Below are 19,760 nucleotides of genomic sequence, written 5' to 3'. Positions count from 1 at the left end.
TGTTATTATTTTAAAGAATACCCGCCTGGGTCATCAGCTCGGTGACTTTTTTACTGTTGAGCGTAGACGGTTCAACTTTCGGCGCTTCAAGTTTATTCAGCGGTACCAGTTTTTCGTTAGAGGCTGCGTTCACGCCCACCGCATATTCAAACGCGTTGTTGGTGCGCAGAATATCCTGCCCGGTTTTACCGGTGATCCATTTAATAAAGGCCTGGGCCTGCGCTTTATGTTTGCTGGACGCTAACACACCGCCACCGGAAATACTGACAAAGGCCCCCGGATCCTGATGTTTGAAATAGTGAAGTTGCGTGTTTTTGCTGTTCTCACCGGTTTTCGCCTGATCGACAAAATAGTAGTAATGGTAAATAACGCCACTATCAATCTGCCCGGCATTCACCGCTTTTAAGACAGTGCTGTTACCTTTATAAGCAACAAAATTGGTTTTCATCGCTTTCAGCCAGTCGAGGGTCGCCGGTTCGCCTTTTAACGCCAGCATAGCGCTGACAATCGCCTGGAAATCGGCACCCGACGGAGAGGCCGCCCAGCGCCCTTTCCATTCCGGCTTCGCTAAATCCATGAGAGATGTCGGCACCTGGGCCGGGCTGATTTTGCTCGGATTATAAACGAACACGGTGCTACGCGCGGCAATCCCAATCCAGCGGCCATGGGCCGGACGATAAGCGGCAGGCACCTGTTTTAGAGTATCGGCATCGAGCGGAGCGAACAGGTTTGCGTTGTCGACCAGGGTCATTGCCGGAGAGTTTTCAGTCAGGAAAACATCGGCAGGCGAAACACTCCCTTCCTGGACAAGCTGATTACCCAGCTCGGTATCGCCGCCATTACGCAGGGTCACTTTAATCCCGGTCTCTTTCGTGAAACCATCAACCCACGACTGAACCAGATTTTCATGCTGGGCATTATAAATGACAATGCCGTCATCATTGTCGGCCGCAAAAGCAGAAGAACCCGCGAAAACAGAAGAGATGACCAAAGCTATCGAACACATGGCAGAAAAGCGATTTCTCATATTTATTCCTTATAAAACGTGTGTCTAAACGAAGCGTTTGCAAGCTGGCTGGAGTTTAAACGCACAGATATAGGAATGAGAATCGAAATAATTCTCAATATTTGAGTTCGCTATTTAATACTGCCGAATTTTAAATATTTTAATAAACATATCGTCTTGAATTTCGAGAACATCCAAAGATTAAGAAAACCTTAACCCGCCTGAAATTTATCAACTTTTTCCAGCTTCCATTTTTTGTTATCGTCCTTTCTTTTCCGGGTTTATAAAATTAATATCATTCTATCCCTGATGCCAGCAGGGACACTATAATTAATAATAAAAGGCACACTGACTCATCATGAACGGTAAAAAAATAGATACCATCGCAAAAATTGCCATGCGCAGTCGTGGCATTACGGTAAAGGAAAAAAGAGTTCGCTTTCAGGGCGTCACTGTTCTTTTTCGCTACAATGAAGGCCGTTATGATGTCTTCTCTGATAACGAAAAGGTCGACTCTATCGAAACCAATAACATTAATCAGGCCATTGCTGAATACAAGAAGAAAAAGCAAAGCTAACGCCTCCTGCCCCGTTCTTCCCCTGACAACTCAACCGCGTTAAACGCCAGACGGCTACACTCATTACATCCTCTTTTGTCACCATGGAGATTGTTATGTCAGAAAAGCTTCACGCGCAGTGCCACTGCGGTGCCGTCGCTTTTACCGTTGAACTCACTGATGGGTTTAATACCTTACGCCGCTGTAACTGCTCGTTTTGCCGGATGCGTGGTGCGGTAGCTGTCTCTGCCCAGTTATCCGGGCTCGAAGTGACGCGGGGCAAGGAGAAACTCACCGAGTACCGGTTTAATACCCAGGCAGCGGCTCACTATTTTTGCTCCGTCTGTGGGATTTATACCTTTCACCAGCGCCGCTCCAACCCGGAGCAATTTGGCGTTAATGTCGCCTGCATTGAAGGCGTTTCCCCTTTCGATTTTCCGGTCATTCCTGTCATGGATGGCGTGCATCACCCCAAAGATGGCCCAAGCGATGGCATTATGGGCTATCTGACATTCAACCTGAAATAACCCCCCACCCTGGCTGACTTCGGGCCAGGGGTTCTCAACATTTACCTCGTGATTTTGCGCATTTGCCCCTTTTACTCGCCACTGAAAGATACTAGTATGGTAGTTACAAAAACATGACTGAATAAAAGGACAACTGTGATGCAAATGACAATGCGCTGGTTTGGGCCAGACGAGGATAAAATTCCGCTTGAGCATATCCGCCAGGTACCGGGGGTTGAAGGTGTGGTCGGCGCGCTTTACGACGTCGCTGTCGGTGACGTCTGGCCTGTCGATAAAATTAAACACCTGGTTGGTCTCGCCCATCAGGCAGGCCTCAAGATGGAAGTTATTGAGAGCGTTAACATCCATGACGACATTAAGATTGGCCTGCCCAGCCGCGATCAGTACATTGAAAATTACCAGCAGACCATCCGTAACCTCGCCCGTTTTGGCGTGAAGGTGATCTGCTATAACTTCATGCCGGTATTCGACTGGATGAAAACCGAGATGAATTACGTCCTGCCGGATGGCTCGCTGACCATGGCCTTTGAGAAAAAAGGTATCGACAAGAGTCTTGAGCAAGTGGTGCGCGAGGTGCTGGATAATTCTAACGGTTTCGCCCTGCCCGGCTGGGAACCTGAACGTCTGGCCGGCGTGCAGGAACTGTTCGCGAAATACAAAGACGTGGACGATAAGACGCTGCGTACCAATCTGGTCTACTTCCTTGAGCGTGTCATTCCGGTGTGTGAAGAGGTTGGCGTGAAAATGGCTATTCACCCGGACGATCCGCCGTATTCGATCTTCGGCCTGCCGCGCGTGGTAAAAAACCGCGACGACCTTGACTGGATCTGTAACGCCGTCGACTCCCCGGCTAATGGCATTACGCTGTGCACAGGCTCCATCGGTGAAGACCCGGAAAATAATGTCTACGACATCCTGGCGGAGTTCACACGCCGTAAACGCATCCATTTTGCGCATGTGCGCAATATTAAGCTCATCAAAGACAAAGATTTCTACGAGTGCGCGCATCCCTCTCCGTACGGTTCGCTGGACATGTACAAGGTGATGCAGGCACTGCATGACAATGGCTTCGAGGGTTATATCCGCCCGGATCATGGCCGCTTTATCTGGGGGGAAACCGGTCGTCCGGGCTACGGCTTATATGACCGTGCTCTGGGTGTGACCTATCTTGTCGGCCTCTGGGAAGCGCTGCAGAAGAAACAGCATTAACCTGTTTGCCGCCTGCGCATAGTTGGGCAGGCGGTTACCCCACATTTCACATCTTCCTCTCCTCGCCATCACCGCACCGGGTAATTCCCCTCTTATCATTCAATAAATCACCCCTGGATTTTTGCATTTTTTAGCGTTTCGATTACGCTTATGGATCAACTTGCCTGCCGCATGGCGTTCGCCAAATCTTTGGCTATAGATCCTGACTGAATGAGGCCGTCGTGAAGGGTACCCGTGACAGCGATGATGGTGCCATTAAGTGCCCTTTAACACAGATGCGCTCGTGTGAAGAGAGGTTAGGCGCGCTTGTGATAGAGATGTTGCACGCTAAGCAAACCATCAGCAAACGCACCATCTGCCTTAAAATTGCTGCCCGCATCGCGACTGAGACGGACGCGGCAACCGAAGCGCAACTTAACGCCTTAATGGCGCTGATCTTTACCAAAGGTCAGAAGTGAAAGCGCGGCCATCTTTTAAATAAGATCAACAAAAAGAGGCAGGTTTGGCCTGAGTGTGCATAATGTTTAGGGCTTGTGTAAAACAGTGTCGTAAATTTTGAGAGGCGAAATGAGTAAAAATGATAAGGACAAACTTGTAGATACTGTCATGGGAGAAGCGATTCTTACGCTTCTGGAATCAGCGGATGATATTTCTTTCGATGCCTTAATTGTGCAATTGCAGGAAAACCTAAGTAGTGAAACCGACAGTGAAAGGCAGGAAGCCTGGCGAAGCGCAATCAGTGGTGTGCACCATTTCCGTACGCAGCCCGAGCACAGCAAAAAAAGCGCCTGGTCTTTGCAAACGACCCAGCGCAAAAGTCGACTCCGTGACGACACTCTGTTAAGTATCAGCAAAGCAATCAAACACTAAGCATACACGCCCTGTTTAACCTGTATGGTTAACAGGTTTGCGATTCCACCTGTACCCTTCTAATCAGACTTGCGTCAGCATGTTCCGACATAATGCTCATTGTGAATTTGATCTGGCCTCACGGCTTTAGAAGACGTTCATCATCTCAGCAACGGGAGAGTAATTGAACGAAAATGAGCAAGTTCAACCAGAGGAAATCCATGAGGCGATTGGCCTGGCCGCCACTTATCTTATGAATTCGCGCCTGCCCATAAAGGCAGATAACCTCGTCATGGTGCTTCGCGCGCAGGAAGTCATGGCAACATGTTCCCGCCAGAGAAGCGTTCTGGAAGCCACCCGACACTATCTGATACAGCGGCGCAAAAAGCCGCTGTAATGGTTCCCCGGCATTATCCTGGCGTGACGGAGACAAATACGATTGATGGCTGCCTTCGATTTCATCGCGAAGGCAGCATATTTTCAGGCAGGGAATCAGAAAATTTGAATTAAACGTCGTCGGGGGTTTTCTGAACAACCATTTCAAGCGCGTTGCGATAGATATCCAGTTTGACGACATCTTTTTCAATTTCAAGCAGTTGAATGAGCGCAAAGATAAGGTCTTTATTGCTTACATCAGCCTTGTGAGCACGGAGGCTCTGCGTGATTTCTGCGATAAGCTGTTCTTCCGCCTCGAAAGCATGAGGATCGCGACCAAAAAAGGCGTTTAGTTGTTCCTCAGTTGTCGTGCTCTGCATATTCATTCCTGTAAAAAAGTAAACCACGGCTCTCTGCAAGGTGTCAGAAGAACCAAACCAAGAATAAAATTAGACAGCAATCTCATTACCCGCAATGTCATTGATGAAATTTTTTGACCGTCTGGTCCAGACGCGCTTTGCCGCTTGCCTGACATCAATCATTCCGGCTTTTTGTACAGTAAAATACTGGCGTATGACCATAGACAAAATAGTAACTTGCCGCATTCGCTCGCACGATATCGATACTGATACCACGATCGCGAAGATGGTAAAAATCAGGCATCTGGTCCAGTAAAGGTTCCGTCCGTTTTGGCAGTTCATTGGTGTCGTTCGACACCATAATCATTTTCCCATTCTCATACCAATAATTAAAAGAGACGTTATTACTGGTTGACAGCGCCGGCTGAGTCCCTTTTATATATTTTCCCGATGATTCATAACTACCACTACCGCCATCGAATGAATAATTGGTAATGATATCCATTATGGCATCCTCATCGACAATAATGGCATGTGCATCACAGGTAAAATGGTTACGCTGATAGCTGAGATACCCGGCGCAAAGTAGCGGCGTCGCAATGGCGATTAAGATAGCTCCCCAGAGCAGAAAAAGTTTATTGGTTTTCATGATATTTCTGCCGATAAAAAAGGGTCCTGCAATGTGCATTAGCGCTATCAGGTGTTTTATCACATATGAAGATTGATATTCCCTGTTGCAGGCGATTGACAGTCATATAGGCACTGTCCCCTGGCTTACAGGTGATCGGATAACGCGCCGATAACGCGTTAAACTGACTGCGACTGTGCTCCACATCGTACCAGGAAGAAAAAACCTCACAGTTGCCGATTTTTCCAACCTGCTGATAATCCGCAAACACGGCTTTATCATAATTAAGTGAGCCGTAGAGCACAGCACATGAGAGACAAAACAGCAGGCCTGCCATAAAAAAGGCAACAGGTGAATGTAATAGCGCATCCCATCTTGAGTCTTGCTTGTTGATGATTATATTGTCATTCGCAACGGGCATATACCCGGCCTCAACAGGCTCAGGGATAACTGTCCTCTGTGGCAGAAAATCGGCCGCTTCCCCCGCGCAAATTTGCGCGACAGATTTAAACCCTGCCTTGGGAATTGTTTTAATCACATCATCGGCGAGTCCTGCAGACTTCAACGCTTTTCTGACTGACGCAATAGCCTGATATAAAGCATTGGTTGTGACAACCGCCCCCTGCTTTCCCCATACCGCATCAAATAAAAAACGCTGCGAAAGCACCTCTCCGTTATGTAAAAGAAGCTGCAACAAGCATTCGTTTACCGGGCCGTGAAGGATAATGCATTGGGCAGGGTAGTTTTGTATCGCGCAAAGACGTCGCTCATCGGGTTCAAACAGGACAACATCGTTAATCAACCATGCAGTCTTCATAGCGTGATCATCAGAGATATACGCACACTGACTCCCCTTGAAACAACCGCGCGCACAAAAATCTGATTCAGATTTTTATTGTTAATTTTCAGCATTTTATCATCATTTTCTCAAATACTAAACCTACGTATTCCTACCTGCGGATCGCTTTCCATTCAGTATAAATCATATAACGTCACTCCACTTTTTTTCCACATTCCCTAGAGTAGCTGACATCCGGCACGTTGATTGGGCCAAAAGTATGTTCTCCGTCAGACAGGGCGCTGCCAGGCTCATAGGCGGAAGCAAGAAGCTTATATCAGCATGAATGACCAGCTTCTAACAAAAATATAGTTATAAATCTTGATGACTAAAAAAAGAATCTTTAACAGATAAAAGAGGAACGATGAAGCCACTTTTCAGGACAAAAAACTAAAGGTTCGATTTAGATAAGATTAAATGATTGAGGCGTGGAGTAGCATCCACCCCGAAATAGCGCAGCGGATCGGAGATTGGAAAGCCTCGGTATCAGCCATATAATCACCCTATAAATGTATGGTTTATCGAGAAGCACTCTGTGTCGCGGCATCAGGCCGATCTATTTTAATGCGAGCATGACAGAATGGGCTATCGCTTATATGGATTTATGATTGGTAAAGAAATACATTTCGACATTAACAGTCGTCGATTGTACAGGTTACCAACCAGCCAATCTGATAACAATTTGATATTTGCCTCTGTTGTTTTTAACGATACGATGATGAATCTTTTTCTTTACTTATTGAAATATGGTCGACATAACAACATCAGTAAAGAAGAATTGTTTCATAACATTTGGGAAGTGAGCAACTTAAGTCCTTCCTCGCAACGGCTATGGCAGGTTTTAAATAACTTAAGTAAAAAGCTTACTCTTATCGGTCTGCCCCGTGACTTTATCATAAATAAGAAAGGCCGAGGCTATACCATAAATTATGAGGACGTCACCCCTATTTATTATCGAGTGAGTGAACTCCCGACTCACTCTATTAAAAAAGAGGAGAAGCCAGATACCCTGCGAGAGTGATGTCAGCCAGGGATTTGCCCTGCGCACCCCCGTGCAAAGGGCTTTTTTTTCTATTGTAATCCGATCGCGGGACGTAATCTGCCCCCTTTAATACTGATGCAATGAAACCGTCCAATGACGGTAATGCCGATACTGGAAGAATAAATGAATCTGATACAACCTTTTTTAAACCTGAAAGTTGGCAGGAAATTACTGTTAGGTTTCTCGATCGTATTGTTTGTTACAATCGCGGTTCTGACCTCCGGTATTTTTGGCTTAAACAATATTCAGGATAAAGTTACCAAAAACGAGCTTTCAACCGATCTTTTTAATTCACTTTCAAGCGTAAGGCTTGGCCGAACTAATTTTCAGTATACGCTTGATCAAAAATATTTAGACCAAACAAATACCTCCGCACGTCGTATGCAGGACACTATCAACCAGCTTAATACATTCACCTGGTCGGTTGAGGGTAAAAGCGCCCTGGACAAAACGGCAAGTGCGGTTAGCGACTATGTCGAAACGCTAAATCTGTTCACCAAAGCGCTGAACACGAAGAAGCTGAGCGAGAAAAAACTGGATACGCAGGAACTCAATGACGATTCCGCACTGGCAGATAAAAGCAGTAAAAACAGTGCACTCACTCAAAGCCAGGCACTGCTGGCAGAGCAAGTGGCTTTCCTGATGAGTGATATTGACTCACAGGTCACGGTCTATAAAAGCCACCCGACGGAACAGTTGCAAAAGGAGATTATTGTTCGCCTGACCGCCTGTAAAACAGCAACGGAACAGCTTCTTCTGCAATTGCCGGATGACCAGAAAACCTGGCTTGCCGATGATGTGCCTTATTTCCAGAATATTGCTGCGGAACTCGAGCACTATCGCAATGTGTGGACGGAACAGTCCACCCTGTCATCTCAACTGACTGACCGGGCCGTGATATTAACTAATGCCATTCAGGCTCTGTTTGACCTCCAGCAGCAACTTGTCGCCACGGTCGTCAACAATGTGCAATGGCAAATGAGCACGGTAGCACTGATTGGTATCCTGGCCGGTATCGCTTTAGCGTTCTGGATCACCCGCGCCATTACCCGCCCCCTTAATGAAACCCTGTATGTGGCGGAACAAATTGCGAAAGGCGATCTGACCAGTACGCTGACCAGCAACCGTAGTGATGAGCCGGGCCTGTTAATGCAGGCAGTTGCCACCATGAATGAGAATTTGAAAAACATCATTTATGACGTGCGTAATGGCGTGGAGAGTGTGGCGCGGTCATCCTCGGAAATTGCCGCAGGCAATATGGACTTATCATCTCGTACTGAACAGCAGTCCGCCGCCGTTGTGGAAACAGCCGCCAGTATGGAGCAGCTAACCTCCACCGTGGCGCTCAATGCCGAAAATGCCAGCCATGCCCGTCTGCTCTCAGAAGAGGCATCGCAAAATGCCAGCCAGGGCAGCCAGATCTCGCAGCAGGTTATCGATACCATGAAGAACGTGCGTAGCAGCTCGCACCGCATTTCGGAAATTACCACGGTTATCAATAGCATTGCCTTCCAGACCAATATCCTGGCGCTCAATGCGGCGGTTGAAGCCGCGCGCGCAGGCGATCAGGGGAAAGGCTTTGCGGTGGTCGCCGCCGAAGTTCGTAACCTCGCCCAGCGCAGCGCGCAATCGGCAAAAGAGATTGAAAACCTGATTCAGGAGTCCGTGGTGTATGTCGACAGTGGTTTCACGCTGGTCGAAAGCGCGGGTGAAGCCATGTCCAAAATCGAGACGTCGGTAGCCCAGGTACGCGACATCATGGGCGAGATTGCCGCGGCAACCGATGAACAAAGCCGGGGCATTTCGCAAATTGCCCAGGCGATGGCAGAGATGGACACCACCACGCAGCAAAATGCCGCGCTGGTTGAAGAGTCCTCTGCCGCTGCCAGCTCACTGGAGGATCAGGCGGTGCAGCTCGAAAAAGTGGTTTCTATTTTCCGGGTCGCTAAAGAGACCGCCATTCAGAGTGAAAAACGGATGCTGTCGCGCAGTAATCTGCCAGTACTACCGACGAAAAAAGCCAGCAACCATGATAATGGCGACTGGGTTAAGTTCTGAGTCTCCGTTTTTCTAAATCTCGTCAGGCAATCGTAATTGCTGATTGCCTGACGACACAACCACTGATTGCCACCCTTTTGACTCTGTTTTATGACAACGACACCGGACTATGCCAAACCTGATTAAAGCAGCAACGTTGTTTTCACAACTGCAACAGAAAACCTATTTTGGTTTCGTCGTGATGACAGGCACGGTGAAATTAATAGCCGCTGTATTTTTATCACTGGTCTTGCTGGCATCAGGGCTTAGTTTGATAGCGATGCATCAGCTACATTCAGAACGGGAAAATGCCCGCGTCGCGGCACAAAGCATCCTCACCTATACCGAGGAGTTGCTGGGCGAAGCCAGCGATGCCGCTAAAAGTAGCCTGCAGGCGCAACAGGTCATATGCAGTGGCAGCCTCTCTCGTGAACAGGCGTTTTTGCTGAACCATTTCCCCCATATTCAGGCAATAAGTTTTGTGCAAGGGGATACGATTGGTTGCTCCTCATTAACCGCGGCCCAAAGGAAAATAATTCCACAACGGCTGTTTTCACATATCGGCACAACAGAAGCTCCCGTTGAAACATTATTGTTTGATATGCCAACCCTTTATTATCTGGCCAATATTCAAAACAATACGTTACTGGTCAATATCAGCGCCTCTTTTATTAACAATGCCTTTAACCTTGATGGTGTGCAGGGAAATATGTATCTGCAAATTGGCGGCGCACAGGTCTGGAGTGACGGCAGTATTATTTATGCCTCCGGAGACAACGACCACTTTATGCACCTGAGGTCGGCGACCTTCCCGATTTCGGTCGCCTGGCAAAACCCCGTGGCGATACCCTTGTATCGTTTTATTGCGGAAAACACGTCGATACTCGCGTTTGCCCTGCTGGTTTCAACAATGTGCGGCTATCTCTTCTGGCGACTGATGGGCTATTTCACATCGCCTTTCCAGACGTTACAGCAGGCGATTACGCAACGGCAGATTCATCCGTTTTATCAGCCATTCTTTAAAGGTGATACGGGTAAGATCGCCGGGTTTGAGGTACTCGCCAGATGGAAACACCCCACGTATGGCTATGTTTCACCTGATATATTTATTCCGCTGGCCGAACAGCATCATCTGATTGGCCCATTAACCCGGCTGCTGATGCAGCAAATTACCGCCGATTTTCAGAAGGCTATCCATCATTTTCCCGATGGACTCTATATTTGCATTAATGTCAGTGCGCAAAATTGCCTTGATCCCCATTTTGAAATTGATATCAGCGACATGATGCACAACCTGGAGGCGAAAAAACGCCATATCGTAGTTGAAGTGACCGAACGACATCCGCTGCATGTCACGCCACAACTGAACGAATGGCTTGCCGCCCTGCGTCGCGCCAACATATCCGTGGCGCTCGATGATTTCGGCACCGGTTATTCAAACCTCGCCTATATTTGCGCACTGCAGCCTGAATTTCTCAAAATCGACAAAATGTTTGTCAGCCAGATAGACAACAATACCGATACTCGTCTCGTGGAAAGCGTCATTGACCTGGCGAAAAAAATGCGTCTCAAGGTGATCGCCGAAGGGGTAGAAACCCAGGCGCAGGTAGATTACCTGCGCGCAAAAAATGTCGATTTCATGCAAGGTTACTATTTCTGCCGTCCACTGCCTGCAGAAGACTTTATTAAGCGGATGAGGCTTGAGGTTAGCGCTGCGTCGTCGCCAGCTTAAGGGCTAGCCCTAAAAAGACCACCCCGGCCAAGAAAACACAAACAGTGTCAATGGGCACAGGGGAAACCTTCTGCACAGTAAGGAAAAGCGAGGTTAACACTGAATGTGCAGGCGTAAAACGCCCTGTGTTGTCCGGGAGGCTATAACTGCGTTACACCCAGCGCCGCCGCCTCATCGCGCCAGCCGAGCAGCGGGGAATAAGCCTCGCGCGCAACCGGGCTAAACCCCGTTATCAGCAATGCGTCGCAGACCGCCTGGTAACGCGCATCGTTGACCAGCTCAAATAATGCCTCCTGCAGGAGTAAAAGGCGCTGTGCCGATGTCTGTTTTGCGGTGATAAGTGGAAGCCCGGGCGCCAGCGGGCTTGAGCCAATCACCACCAGTCCGGCCAGCAGTTCAGGTTCATGACGCGCTAATAACGCCCAGCTCACGCAGTCAATGGCCGCGATATCCGCCCTTCGCTGCCCAATCGCCACCAGTGATTGTCGGTGGCTACCGCTCAATACCACGGATGAGAAAAACGCCCCGCCCTCTGCCAGCGGTGCCACCATTTTGCGTAATGCATTGTAGCCCGACTGGGAGTCCACACTATTGCAGGCCGCCACGCGGCCACGGAAATCCGCCAGCGTTGGCCGGGTGTTTTCCTCGCGCGTCACCAGCAGGCTGCGGTAGTAAAAGCCGTCACAGCCGGGGGCAGAATAATGAAAGCAGCCGACCGTTTGCACGTCGGGCAACTGCGTGACCAGCGGAAAACCACAGGTCTGGCTTAGTAACAGGGCGTCACTTCGCCAGTGGGAAAGCAGCGCCTCTTGCGGCCAGACCGCGTTGACGGTAATCCCCTTCGCCGCCAGCCGTTCACTCACGGCGTGAATCAGCGCCAGGGTGTCCGGGCGGTGCAGGTCGTACATCGGAAAAGCGATTTCATGGCGCATGATTGTTATTGCTCGCGGTAAACCCCGGATGCGCGTTCACATCGACAGCGCGGAACAGAAAACGCCGCAGCCATACGCCATACCCACGCACCACAAATCCCCCGTTGCGTGCCTGATAACCGGCGCGATCGTATAAGTAGACCGTGCGCAATCCGTACCAGGGCACGCCCGGTAAGTCGTGATGCACAGAATGATAGTTCAGGTTAAGGAATAACACGCGCCAGGGCCAGGCAGCTTCGTTAATCACCGAACGGGCCAGCGGGTCTTCTTCTGCCCGATGCTCCAGGAACGAGCGCACTTTAGTGAGCGCCAGTGCCGGATAACTGACCGCCAGCACAAACCAGATGAGCGAAAAGCCACAGTGGGCAATCCACGCAAAGGTCACCACCAATAACAGCCCGTGAACCAGCCACATCGCGATAGCATCACGCTGGCAGGTGCGAAATGCCGTGATCATACCCGCAACCATTTGCACGATGTCGAATAGCGGGCCCAGCAGCAAACGCCCCGGAAAGGTATTACGTAACTGGATAAGGCGGCGCTGCCAGCGGGGTAAACGCTGCCAACGATGGGCGGAAAAGTAGTAGGATTCCGGGTCGTCATCCGGCAACGTCAGCAGGTGGGCGCGGTGGTGCGCAAGGTGAGAATCGCGGTACAACCCATACGGATACCAGACGGCCAGCGGCATCAGCCCCAGCAGTTGGTTGACCCACGGGTAGCGCGTGGGGTGGCCATGAATAAGTTCATGCTGCAATGACATATACCAGGCGGTAAACCAGATAAGCAGTAACGTGGCGGGCAATAAACCCAGCGTTTCATGGCAGGCCAGCGTGGCAAACCAGCCACCATAGATAATGACTATCAATGCCCAGGTTGGAAATTCACTGCGCCACAGCCAGGAACCGGACAGCCGCCGGATAAACGCGCGCTGCTGCTCGTGTAGGTAAACCGCCTTACTTTTTGCCATCCACTCAATGCCCTTTTTCAGCCTTTTTCTGTGCCGACGATGGGAGAAAAAGCTGGAAATAACAAAGTATTTAAATGGATGAGCTATTGCGAAAAAGCGCTATACGCAGCTATCAAATAAACAGACGAATGGCGCTGTAAAGAAGCAGACAGGCCAGCAATGCATTCACCGCGCGAGCATGGCGACGCAGTAACGCCTGAAACAAGTGCCCTGCTACCGCCCAGCAAAAATTTCCCGCCGCGCCGATAAGGGCAAGACTTACACTCATCACCGCAACAACGGCGATATTATGGGTATAGGGCAAAACAAAAGCAGAGAGCGCCGTAATGCCATAAAGGATGATTTTGACGTTGGCAAACTGCAGTGCAAAGCTGGTCCAGAAGCTCAGTAAAATTGACGTTCCCTGCGCTGTAGCCGGATCGCTGCGTACAATTTTCAGTGCCAGCCACACAATATAGAGTGCGCCAGGAATGTTGAGCCAACCAGTGACGGCGGGCAATACATGGGTGAGCGTAATGGTGAAAACTGCACATAACAGCATAATCACCAGAAAACCACAGGTCATTCCCGCCAGCACGCGCACGCTGCGCCTGAGCCCATGAGCACTCACCGAACTGAGCGCCAGGATATTATTAGGGCCGGGGGTGATGGCAGAGATAACCGTATAGGTCAGAAAAGCAGTGATAACGGCAGTATTCACAAGGATCCCTCAGATAATTTTTGTTTAAACTACCCTGCGCAAATACTTAAAAAAATCGAAATATTTGTTATTCTGACTTCGACATTTTCGATGAATTTAAGAGGGAAGGAATGGATCTGCGTCGTCTGATGACACTGAAAACCGTGGTCGAAGAGGGATCCTTTGCCCGAGCAGCCAATAAACTCTGCTGCACACAGTCCACCATCACTTTTCAGATCCAGCAACTGGAACAAGAACTGTCGCTCCGGCTGTTTGAAAAAATCGGTCGTCGGATGATCCTGACCGAGTCCGGACGTAATATTTTGCCGCATGTCTATGAACTGATGCGGGTGATGGACGGGCTACGCCAGGCCGCGCTGGACAAAGACGAGCCAGCGGGCGAACTGCGTATCGCCGCCGGGGAAACGCTGCTATCGTATAAAATTCCCGCTGTACTCCAGAAGTTTAAGCAACGCGCGCCTGGCGTTCGCCTCTCATTGCAGTCACTCAACTGCTACGCTATCCGTGATGCACTGCTGGCAGATGAGGTGGACCTTGGCATCTTTTACCGTGTGGGCAACGATTCAGCCCTGACCATGCAAAGCTATGGCAAACAGCCCTTAGTTCTGGTCGCCTCACCACAACTTAACGGCCTCGATTTCACCCGCTCAGGCCAGCATATCCCCGCCAGCTTTATCATCAACGAACCGCAATGCATCTTTCGCCAAATTTTTGAAAGCACTTTGCGTCAGCGCCAGATCACTCTCGATAACACCATCGAGTTATGGAGTATTGAGAGTATTAAACAATGTGTTGCAGGTAATCTTGGGATCTCATTTTTACCGCGCTTTACCGTTGAAAATGAACTGGCAAGCGGGTCGCTGGTTGAACTGCCCTTTTCGCTCCCGGCACTTACGATCGAGGCATTGTGCGCGTACCATGCGGGGAAATTTGTCAGCCCGGCGATGCGGGTGTTTATGGAATGTATGCAGGAAACACTGACGGCACCTCAGGCCAACACCGCACTAATCGGATAAATAGTGGCGCGGCATCCAGGCATTAATCTTTAACCCGCCAGCGCACATCCCGCTGTTTTCCTGAGCGCTTTGCCGTCAACGATACCCCCTCGACCGAGGTCAGGGTGACGGTAATCGACGCCATTCCATCAAGCGGGAGCATCATTAAACGAGAGTCCATCATCAATACCGTTTCCAGCGTCTCCTCACCGAGAAGCGCTGAAACGGCATTTAACTGGTTAAAACGTTCATTCTTGTTCATCAGCAGACCTTACTTGAGATAACCCACCAGCGTTGTACCGTGTTTGTAATACGCTTTTTGTTGAGGAAAATAGTGAATCACCGTCTTGTCGCCTGACTGGTAAACCGTTGCCCCAGGTTCGCGTTCGATAATGTCGGCGCGTTGACCGTCAATAAACGCCTCTTCTTTGCTTACATACTCAAAGGTAATGCCGTAGCCGGACCAGCGACGCAGCGCTGACGTTTGCGCACGAACGGAAGCTGCGGAGGTAGCCGCGTCTTCACTGCGGGTCTGAGTAGATGTTATGGGCGCAGATGCCATACACCCCGTCACCATAAACGCCAATATAATCACACTTAAAGTGTTACGCATCTTACTGATATTCCTTTTATTTAATGTTGCACACCCGGTTTTGAATCTGTTTTGTAAGTCGTTTAGATTCATGGGGTCTGAACATGATTCGGTTGTAATGCCAGCCAGAAGAGTCGCGATAAATAGGATTGTCACAGACGTCTATTTCAGCGGCGAATATCCTGTTTGAAGTGCCCGCTTCCGGGCGCTGGAGACTGTTTTCGCATGGCGTGGGGGCGACGTGTTGTACGCTTTCGTCTTCCTCAAACCACCCGCTATAGTCCACGACCTCGTCGCTCTCCGTTGCAAACATCAGCGCATGCTTAAAGGCCTGCATACTTTTCAAAAACGGCGGGTGCGAATCACTCGCCTCCCAGCCCGAATCGCTTAAATTATCTGAGACGAAAAACAACTGATATGCCTGCGTCACGCAGAGCGCCAGGAGGGCGCCCGTCACGATGTTCATGCGTGTTGGTAACTTCATTAAACGTCTCTCTCCATTTACGCGTTACCCTAACGCTTATCGTGACTGCGCCCGTCTTACTCAGTATCGGCGTGGGGTGATTACCAGGAGCCCGATAAACCGACAGAGCCGCCTGTCGCATTACCGTCGTACGAGACCTGCACGCTTACCGAGGTCTTCGCCGTCAGACCAAAGTTCAGGCCGCCTGCAACGGCAGTTTCATTGTCATATTCACCCACCGCCACCGCATACCCGGACTGGTGGCCGGCATAATGCAGATTACTGGTCGCTTGCGACATCGCTCCCACCTGGTTGATCGTTTTACGGTTTTCATGGATATCTTTGCTGTTCTGATCGATACGCTGTTTGTTGGCCGCAATCGCGGAACGGTTCGCAGAGATAGCGCTATGGTTCTGGTAAATGTTGGTGGTGTTGTTGTAAATGGCGGTATTGTTGCGGCTAATCTGGGTCCGCGCTGCCGTATCGACCGTCCAGGCATTAACCGTTAAGGTCGTCGCACTGTTCTTACCATTCGTACCATTCGTACCATTCGTACCATTCGCACCATTCGTACCATTTGCACCATTCGTACCATTCGTACCATTCGTACCATTCGTACCATTCGTACCGTTGGTGCCATTTTTACCCGGCTGCCCCGCAACATTAATCACCTGAACATTCCCGCCAGATTGCGGCGTCCCGGAAGGTTGACCATTGATGGCGGTCACTTTCGTCCCGGTGATAACAGTCTGTACAGGCATTGTCGTTACAGTGGTCTGCGGATAGGTTTTCAGCGGTACTGTCACTGATGCATGTGGAGCCTGTGCTGAAACAGTGTTCGGCTGCGGCGTCAGTTGCTGCACGTTCGGAATCGCCTGCGTTGTCAGGGTCGGTAATGTCATCGGCTGCAGCGTTTGCTGCTGTACGGTCGGAATGGCCTGCGCTGTCAGAGTCGGCAATGTCATTGGCTGCGGCGTCAGTTGCTGCACGTTCGGAATCGCCTGCGTTGTCAGGGTCGGTAATGTCATCGGCTGCGGCGTTTGCTGCTGTACGGTCGGAATGGCCTGCGCTGTCAGAGTCGGCAATGTCATCGGCTGCGGCGTCAGTTGCTGCACGTTCGGAACCGCCTGCGATGTCAGGGTCGGCAATGTCATCGGCTGCGGCGTCTGCTGCTGTACGGTCGGAATGGCCTGCGGGATTGGCGTCGGCACTTTCATCGGCTGCGGAACCTGCTGCTGCACGGTCGGAACAGCCTGCGCTGTCAGGGTCGGCACTTTCATCGGCTGCGGGACCTGCTGCTGCACGCTCGGAATCGCCTGCGGAGTCAGGGTCGGCACGGCCATCGGCTGCGGCGTCTGCTGCTGCATGGTCGGAACAGCCTGCGGGATCGGCGTCGGCGCTTTCATCGGCTGCGGCGTCTGCTGCTGCACGCTCGGAACAGCCTGCGGAATCGGCGTCGGCGCTTTCATCGGCTGCGGGGTCTGCTGCTGTATGGTCGGAATGGCCTGCGCTGTCAGAGTCGGCAATGCCATCGGCTGCGGCGTCTGCTGCTGCACGTTCGGTACCGCCTGCGTTGTCAGGGTCGGCGCTTTCATCGGCTGCGGGGTCTGCTGCTGCACCGCCGGAACCGCCTGCGGAATCGGGGTCGGCACTTTCATCGGCTGCGGTGTCTGCTGCTGCACGCTCGGAACAGCCTGCGGCACCAGAGCAGGCGTAAATCCTGTGACTGCCTGCAAGTCAGCCATATGTCTGGACGCGATATTCATCGTCTGCCCTGCATTAGACCACTCTTTGATCTCCGCATCGGTCAGCATCGCTATCTGATTATGGGTGTTTTTATATCTGCGATTCACATCTGCGGCCTGGTTGAGATCATGCCGTGTGGCCTGAATATCGGCAACGTATTGTTCAATAGTGCCAGGGTAGATCGTTGCGTTCACAGAACAAATCGAACCCACCAGCACGGCAAGGGTCGTCAGTCTGGCAACCGTATTACGTTTCATTATGTGCTTACCATCATTCGTTAAGTTGAAAATGAGGCACAGACAATGTCGCTAGCCCCAGAGTTAATCAAGACTTCAATATCGCGAAGACTACAGACATACAAAAGACTTATCAACTGTTTCTTTATTAGCTACAAATGGGTTTTAAAGATGACTTTGAAAAGACTAATATTTTTGTCTTAAAATATTTCATAGCTTTAAAAAGTTTTTCTAAAGACTTCAAATAGTCACTTAAGTGATAAATAACACGCCAAACAAATAACTGATAACTCTTTTCAAGAAGATGGTAAGAAAGGAGATAAAACCATTAAAAACAATAAATAAAAGATAAAAACCAGCATAAGAAGATAACAAAACTGAACAAAGGTAAGCGTTAACCTGTAAAACGATTGGTTTTTGGCAGTGTTGAGAAAAAGGTAAGGTGGAAGAGTATCAGAAAGAGGGAAAAGACAAAAAAGACGTAGTTTCACATCACCAAGGACAAGACATGAATCAATCAAGTAAGAAAAAGACACAACAAAGACTACAAAAAGCCATTAAAAGAAAATGACAATCATCCCCAAACCTGAGGAATTCCCAGTAATCTTACGTTTTACAGCGACAACGCCGCTTAATAAAAATAAAACAGTGGCAGCGATGACAGGGTCCGGCTGAAAATCGATGAGGCGTTGCGGCTGACCGGGGCCGCCCGCAGGGAAGCGGGCGGAGGGGATAGCCTGCAAGGACGCAGGCTGGTCCCCGACCCGAAAGTCAGACGACATAAGCATCATGGACCGCGCCAGCGGCGATTTTCCTGGCCGGGAGCCCGGGTCGTCAGGGTGGTGGCGGTGAGCCCCCCTGGCACTTTCACGGGTTCTGTCGCGACAGAAAAGCAAGGAACATAAGGTGAACGGAATGACCATCAGAGCCGCATTTCCCCCCTCACCCTAACCCTCTCCCCAAAGAGGAGAGGGGACCGATCGTGCTCGCATTTTTGTGGGGGATTCCTCAGCCCCCAAACCATACTCAGCGCGCACGGCTGTGGCTCTTTTTGACTTGATGACGCTTTTTACTTTGCAGGAGGGAAGATCCGCGTGCTAAGAAAATCGATCAGTACACGTAGCTTTGGCGAGGGATGTTTACTGGCAGGCCACAGAAGATGTACCACGCCGGTGTGGCTGGCGTAATCGGCCAGGACTTCCCGCAGCGCCCCCTCTTCCAGCGCTTCACGAATGGCGAAGTCAGGTAACCAGGCAATGCCCAGCCCACGTAGCGCGAAGCAGACGCGGGTTTCAATGTTATTGCACACCATGGTCGCCGGAAGCGCGAGTTCGTTTTCCGCCTCGTTGCCACGCATCACCCAGCGCTCCAGTTTGCCGCTTGAGGGAAAACGGTATTGCAGGCAGGCATGGCGTGAAAGATCCGCAGGGGTTTGCGGTTCACCACAGCGGGCCAGATACTCTGGCGATGCCACGACCACGGTACGAAAGTGGCCCAATTTGCGGGCAGAAAGGCGCGAATCCGCTGGCGGGCCGATGCGCAGCACGGCGTCATAGCCTTCGGCAATCACATCCACCATGCGGTCGGTAAATTCCAGATCCAACTGGATCTGCGGGTACTGGCGCATAAAATCACCCAGTACGGGTAGTACCAGCGAGCCCACCAGCGGCAAGCTGAGTCGCAAACGTCCGACCGGGTGCTCCGCCGCCTGGGTGAGTTCCTGCTGTGCGGCCTCGATTTCCGCGAGGATGCGTCGGCTGCGCTCCAGCAGTAAATGCCCTTCTGCCGTCAGCGTGATACTGCGCGTGCTGCGGTGAAACAACCGTACACCGAGCTTATCTTCCAGACGGGCGATGCTCTTGCCGACCGCCGAGGCCGACACGCCAAGGTTACGCCCGGCTGCCACAAAGCTGCGCATCTCCGCCACCTGCACAAACACCACAAATCCGTTAAGACTTTCCATACGCCCCC

General features: G+C 50.5%; 23 protein-coding genes. 10 read left to right on the top strand and 13 right to left on the bottom strand.

Features of this window, described 5'->3' with window-relative positions:
- Positions 1–10 precede the first annotated feature (10 nt).
- Positions 11–1,027 carry an iron ABC transporter substrate-binding protein gene (locus ABIB59_RS10165; protein WP_041852300.1) on the bottom strand — a complete coding sequence of 339 codons (1,017 nt, stop codon included), beginning with the start codon at positions 1,025–1,027 and terminating at the stop codon, positions 11–13.
- 337 nt (positions 1,028–1,364) lie between these two features.
- On the opposite strand from ABIB59_RS10165, the gene ABIB59_RS10160 reads away from it, so the two are divergent.
- The 6 genes from ABIB59_RS10160 (at position 1,365) to ABIB59_RS10135 (ending at position 4,544) form a co-directional block, all read left to right on the top strand.
- A complete protein-coding gene (locus ABIB59_RS10160) occupies positions 1,365–1,583 on the top strand; it encodes a hypothetical protein (protein ID WP_041852301.1) in 219 nt (72 codons plus the stop codon).
- A gap of 95 nt (positions 1,584–1,678) precedes the next feature.
- The gene (locus ABIB59_RS10155; protein WP_041852302.1) at positions 1,679–2,089 is read left to right on the top strand and encodes a GFA family protein; all 411 of its coding nucleotides are present in this window, start codon (positions 1,679–1,681) and stop codon (positions 2,087–2,089) included.
- Between the two features lie 138 nt (positions 2,090–2,227).
- Positions 2,228–3,298, top strand: a complete 1,071-nt coding sequence (uxuA, locus tag ABIB59_RS10150) for a mannonate dehydratase (protein WP_041852303.1) — start codon at positions 2,228–2,230, stop codon at positions 3,296–3,298.
- A gap of 221 nt (positions 3,299–3,519) precedes the next feature.
- Complete coding sequence (locus ABIB59_RS10145) at positions 3,520–3,756, top strand: biofilm development regulator YmgB/AriR family protein (protein ID WP_041852304.1); 237 nt, start codon at positions 3,520–3,522, stop codon at positions 3,754–3,756.
- A 109-nt stretch (positions 3,757–3,865) separates the two neighbouring features.
- Positions 3,866–4,168, top strand: a complete 303-nt coding sequence (locus ABIB59_RS10140) for a hypothetical protein (protein ID WP_041852305.1) — start codon at positions 3,866–3,868, stop codon at positions 4,166–4,168.
- A 163-nt stretch (positions 4,169–4,331) separates the two neighbouring features.
- The gene (locus tag ABIB59_RS10135) at positions 4,332–4,544 is read left to right on the top strand and encodes a hypothetical protein (RefSeq protein ID WP_041852306.1); all 213 of its coding nucleotides are present in this window, start codon (positions 4,332–4,334) and stop codon (positions 4,542–4,544) included.
- 109 nt (positions 4,545–4,653) lie between these two features.
- Here ABIB59_RS10135 and ABIB59_RS10130 read toward each other — a convergent pair whose 3' ends face one another.
- From ABIB59_RS10130 to ABIB59_RS10120, 3 genes are all read right to left on the bottom strand, one after another.
- Entirely contained in the window at positions 4,654–4,902 is a 249-nt protein-coding gene (locus ABIB59_RS10130; RefSeq protein ID WP_041852307.1) for a biofilm development regulator YmgB/AriR family protein, read from the bottom strand.
- Between the two features lie 154 nt (positions 4,903–5,056).
- Complete coding sequence (locus ABIB59_RS10125) at positions 5,057–5,530, bottom strand: YqeJ family protein (protein WP_041852308.1); 474 nt, start codon at positions 5,528–5,530, stop codon at positions 5,057–5,059.
- Entirely contained in the window at positions 5,517–6,326 is an 810-nt protein-coding gene (locus tag ABIB59_RS10120; protein WP_103245844.1) for a winged helix-turn-helix domain-containing protein, read from the bottom strand. Before ABIB59_RS10120 ends, ABIB59_RS10125 begins: the two co-directional genes overlap by 14 nt.
- 625 nt (positions 6,327–6,951) lie before the next feature.
- On the opposite strand from ABIB59_RS10120, the gene ABIB59_RS10115 reads away from it, so the two are divergent.
- The 3 genes from ABIB59_RS10115 to ABIB59_RS10105 all read left to right on the top strand — a co-directional run bounded on the left by ABIB59_RS10115 (position 6,952) and on the right by ABIB59_RS10105 (position 11,158).
- The gene (locus ABIB59_RS10115) at positions 6,952–7,368 is read left to right on the top strand and encodes a winged helix-turn-helix domain-containing protein (RefSeq protein ID WP_223886929.1); all 417 of its coding nucleotides are present in this window, start codon (positions 6,952–6,954) and stop codon (positions 7,366–7,368) included.
- Positions 7,369–7,770: 402 nt separating this feature from the next.
- Entirely contained in the window at positions 7,771–9,447 is a 1,677-nt protein-coding gene (locus ABIB59_RS10110; RefSeq protein ID WP_354035280.1) for a methyl-accepting chemotaxis protein, read from the top strand.
- A 109-nt stretch (positions 9,448–9,556) separates the two neighbouring features.
- A complete protein-coding gene (locus ABIB59_RS10105) occupies positions 9,557–11,158 on the top strand; it encodes an EAL domain-containing protein (RefSeq protein ID WP_354035278.1) in 1,602 nt (533 codons plus the stop codon).
- Positions 11,159–11,298: 140 nt separating this feature from the next.
- Here ABIB59_RS10105 and ABIB59_RS10100 read toward each other — a convergent pair whose 3' ends face one another.
- The 3 genes from ABIB59_RS10100 to eamB all read right to left on the bottom strand — a co-directional run bounded on the left by ABIB59_RS10100 (position 11,299) and on the right by eamB (position 13,757).
- Positions 11,299–12,090: a phosphate/phosphite/phosphonate ABC transporter substrate-binding protein gene (locus ABIB59_RS10100; RefSeq protein ID WP_354035276.1), complete on the bottom strand. Its 792-nt coding sequence runs from the start codon at positions 12,088–12,090 to the stop codon at positions 11,299–11,301.
- On the bottom strand, positions 12,080–13,057 hold the full coding sequence (locus ABIB59_RS10095) for a fatty acid desaturase (RefSeq protein WP_354035274.1): 978 nt from the start codon (positions 13,055–13,057) through the stop codon (positions 12,080–12,082). Before ABIB59_RS10095 ends, ABIB59_RS10100 begins: the two co-directional genes overlap by 11 nt.
- 112 nt (positions 13,058–13,169) lie before the next feature.
- A complete protein-coding gene (gene eamB / locus ABIB59_RS10090; protein ID WP_041852313.1) occupies positions 13,170–13,757 on the bottom strand; it encodes a cysteine/O-acetylserine transporter in 588 nt (195 codons plus the stop codon).
- Between the two features lie 110 nt (positions 13,758–13,867).
- Here eamB and ABIB59_RS10085 point away from each other — a divergent pair, with 110 nt between their 5' ends.
- Positions 13,868–14,773, top strand: coding sequence for a LysR family transcriptional regulator (locus ABIB59_RS10085; RefSeq protein WP_354035272.1), 906 nt, complete (start codon positions 13,868–13,870; stop codon positions 14,771–14,773).
- A gap of 22 nt (positions 14,774–14,795) precedes the next feature.
- Here the strand turns inward: ABIB59_RS10085 and ABIB59_RS10080 are convergent, their stop codons facing one another.
- The 6 genes from ABIB59_RS10080 to ABIB59_RS10055 all read right to left on the bottom strand — a co-directional run bounded on the left by ABIB59_RS10080 (position 14,796) and on the right by ABIB59_RS10055 (position 19,752).
- Positions 14,796–15,014 carry a hypothetical protein gene (locus tag ABIB59_RS10080; protein WP_071193969.1) on the bottom strand — a complete coding sequence of 73 codons (219 nt, stop codon included), beginning with the start codon at positions 15,012–15,014 and terminating at the stop codon, positions 14,796–14,798.
- Between the two features lie 9 nt (positions 15,015–15,023).
- On the bottom strand, positions 15,024–15,365 hold the full coding sequence (locus ABIB59_RS10075; protein WP_317078152.1) for a hypothetical protein: 342 nt from the start codon (positions 15,363–15,365) through the stop codon (positions 15,024–15,026).
- A 16-nt stretch (positions 15,366–15,381) separates the two neighbouring features.
- Positions 15,382–15,828: a hypothetical protein gene (locus ABIB59_RS10070; RefSeq protein WP_354035270.1), complete on the bottom strand. Its 447-nt coding sequence runs from the start codon at positions 15,826–15,828 to the stop codon at positions 15,382–15,384.
- Between the two features lie 80 nt (positions 15,829–15,908).
- Positions 15,909–17,810, bottom strand: a complete 1,902-nt coding sequence (locus ABIB59_RS10065) for a YadA-like family protein (RefSeq protein ID WP_354035268.1) — start codon at positions 17,808–17,810, stop codon at positions 15,909–15,911.
- Between the two features lie 536 nt (positions 17,811–18,346).
- On the bottom strand, positions 18,347–18,580 hold the full coding sequence (locus ABIB59_RS10060) for a hypothetical protein (protein WP_354035266.1): 234 nt from the start codon (positions 18,578–18,580) through the stop codon (positions 18,347–18,349).
- A gap of 278 nt (positions 18,581–18,858) precedes the next feature.
- The gene (locus tag ABIB59_RS10055; protein WP_354035264.1) at positions 18,859–19,752 is read right to left on the bottom strand and encodes a LysR family transcriptional regulator; all 894 of its coding nucleotides are present in this window, start codon (positions 19,750–19,752) and stop codon (positions 18,859–18,861) included.
- Positions 19,753–19,760: the final 8 nt, after the last annotated feature.

Origin of the sequence: Citrobacter sp. UYEF32, from assembly GCF_040546205.1 — a bacterium.
GTDB lineage: Bacteria > Pseudomonadota > Gammaproteobacteria > Enterobacterales > Enterobacteriaceae > Phytobacter > Phytobacter diazotrophicus.
The sequence above is the reverse complement of the archived record's forward strand: the minus strand, read 5'-3'. Positions and strand labels throughout refer to the sequence as shown.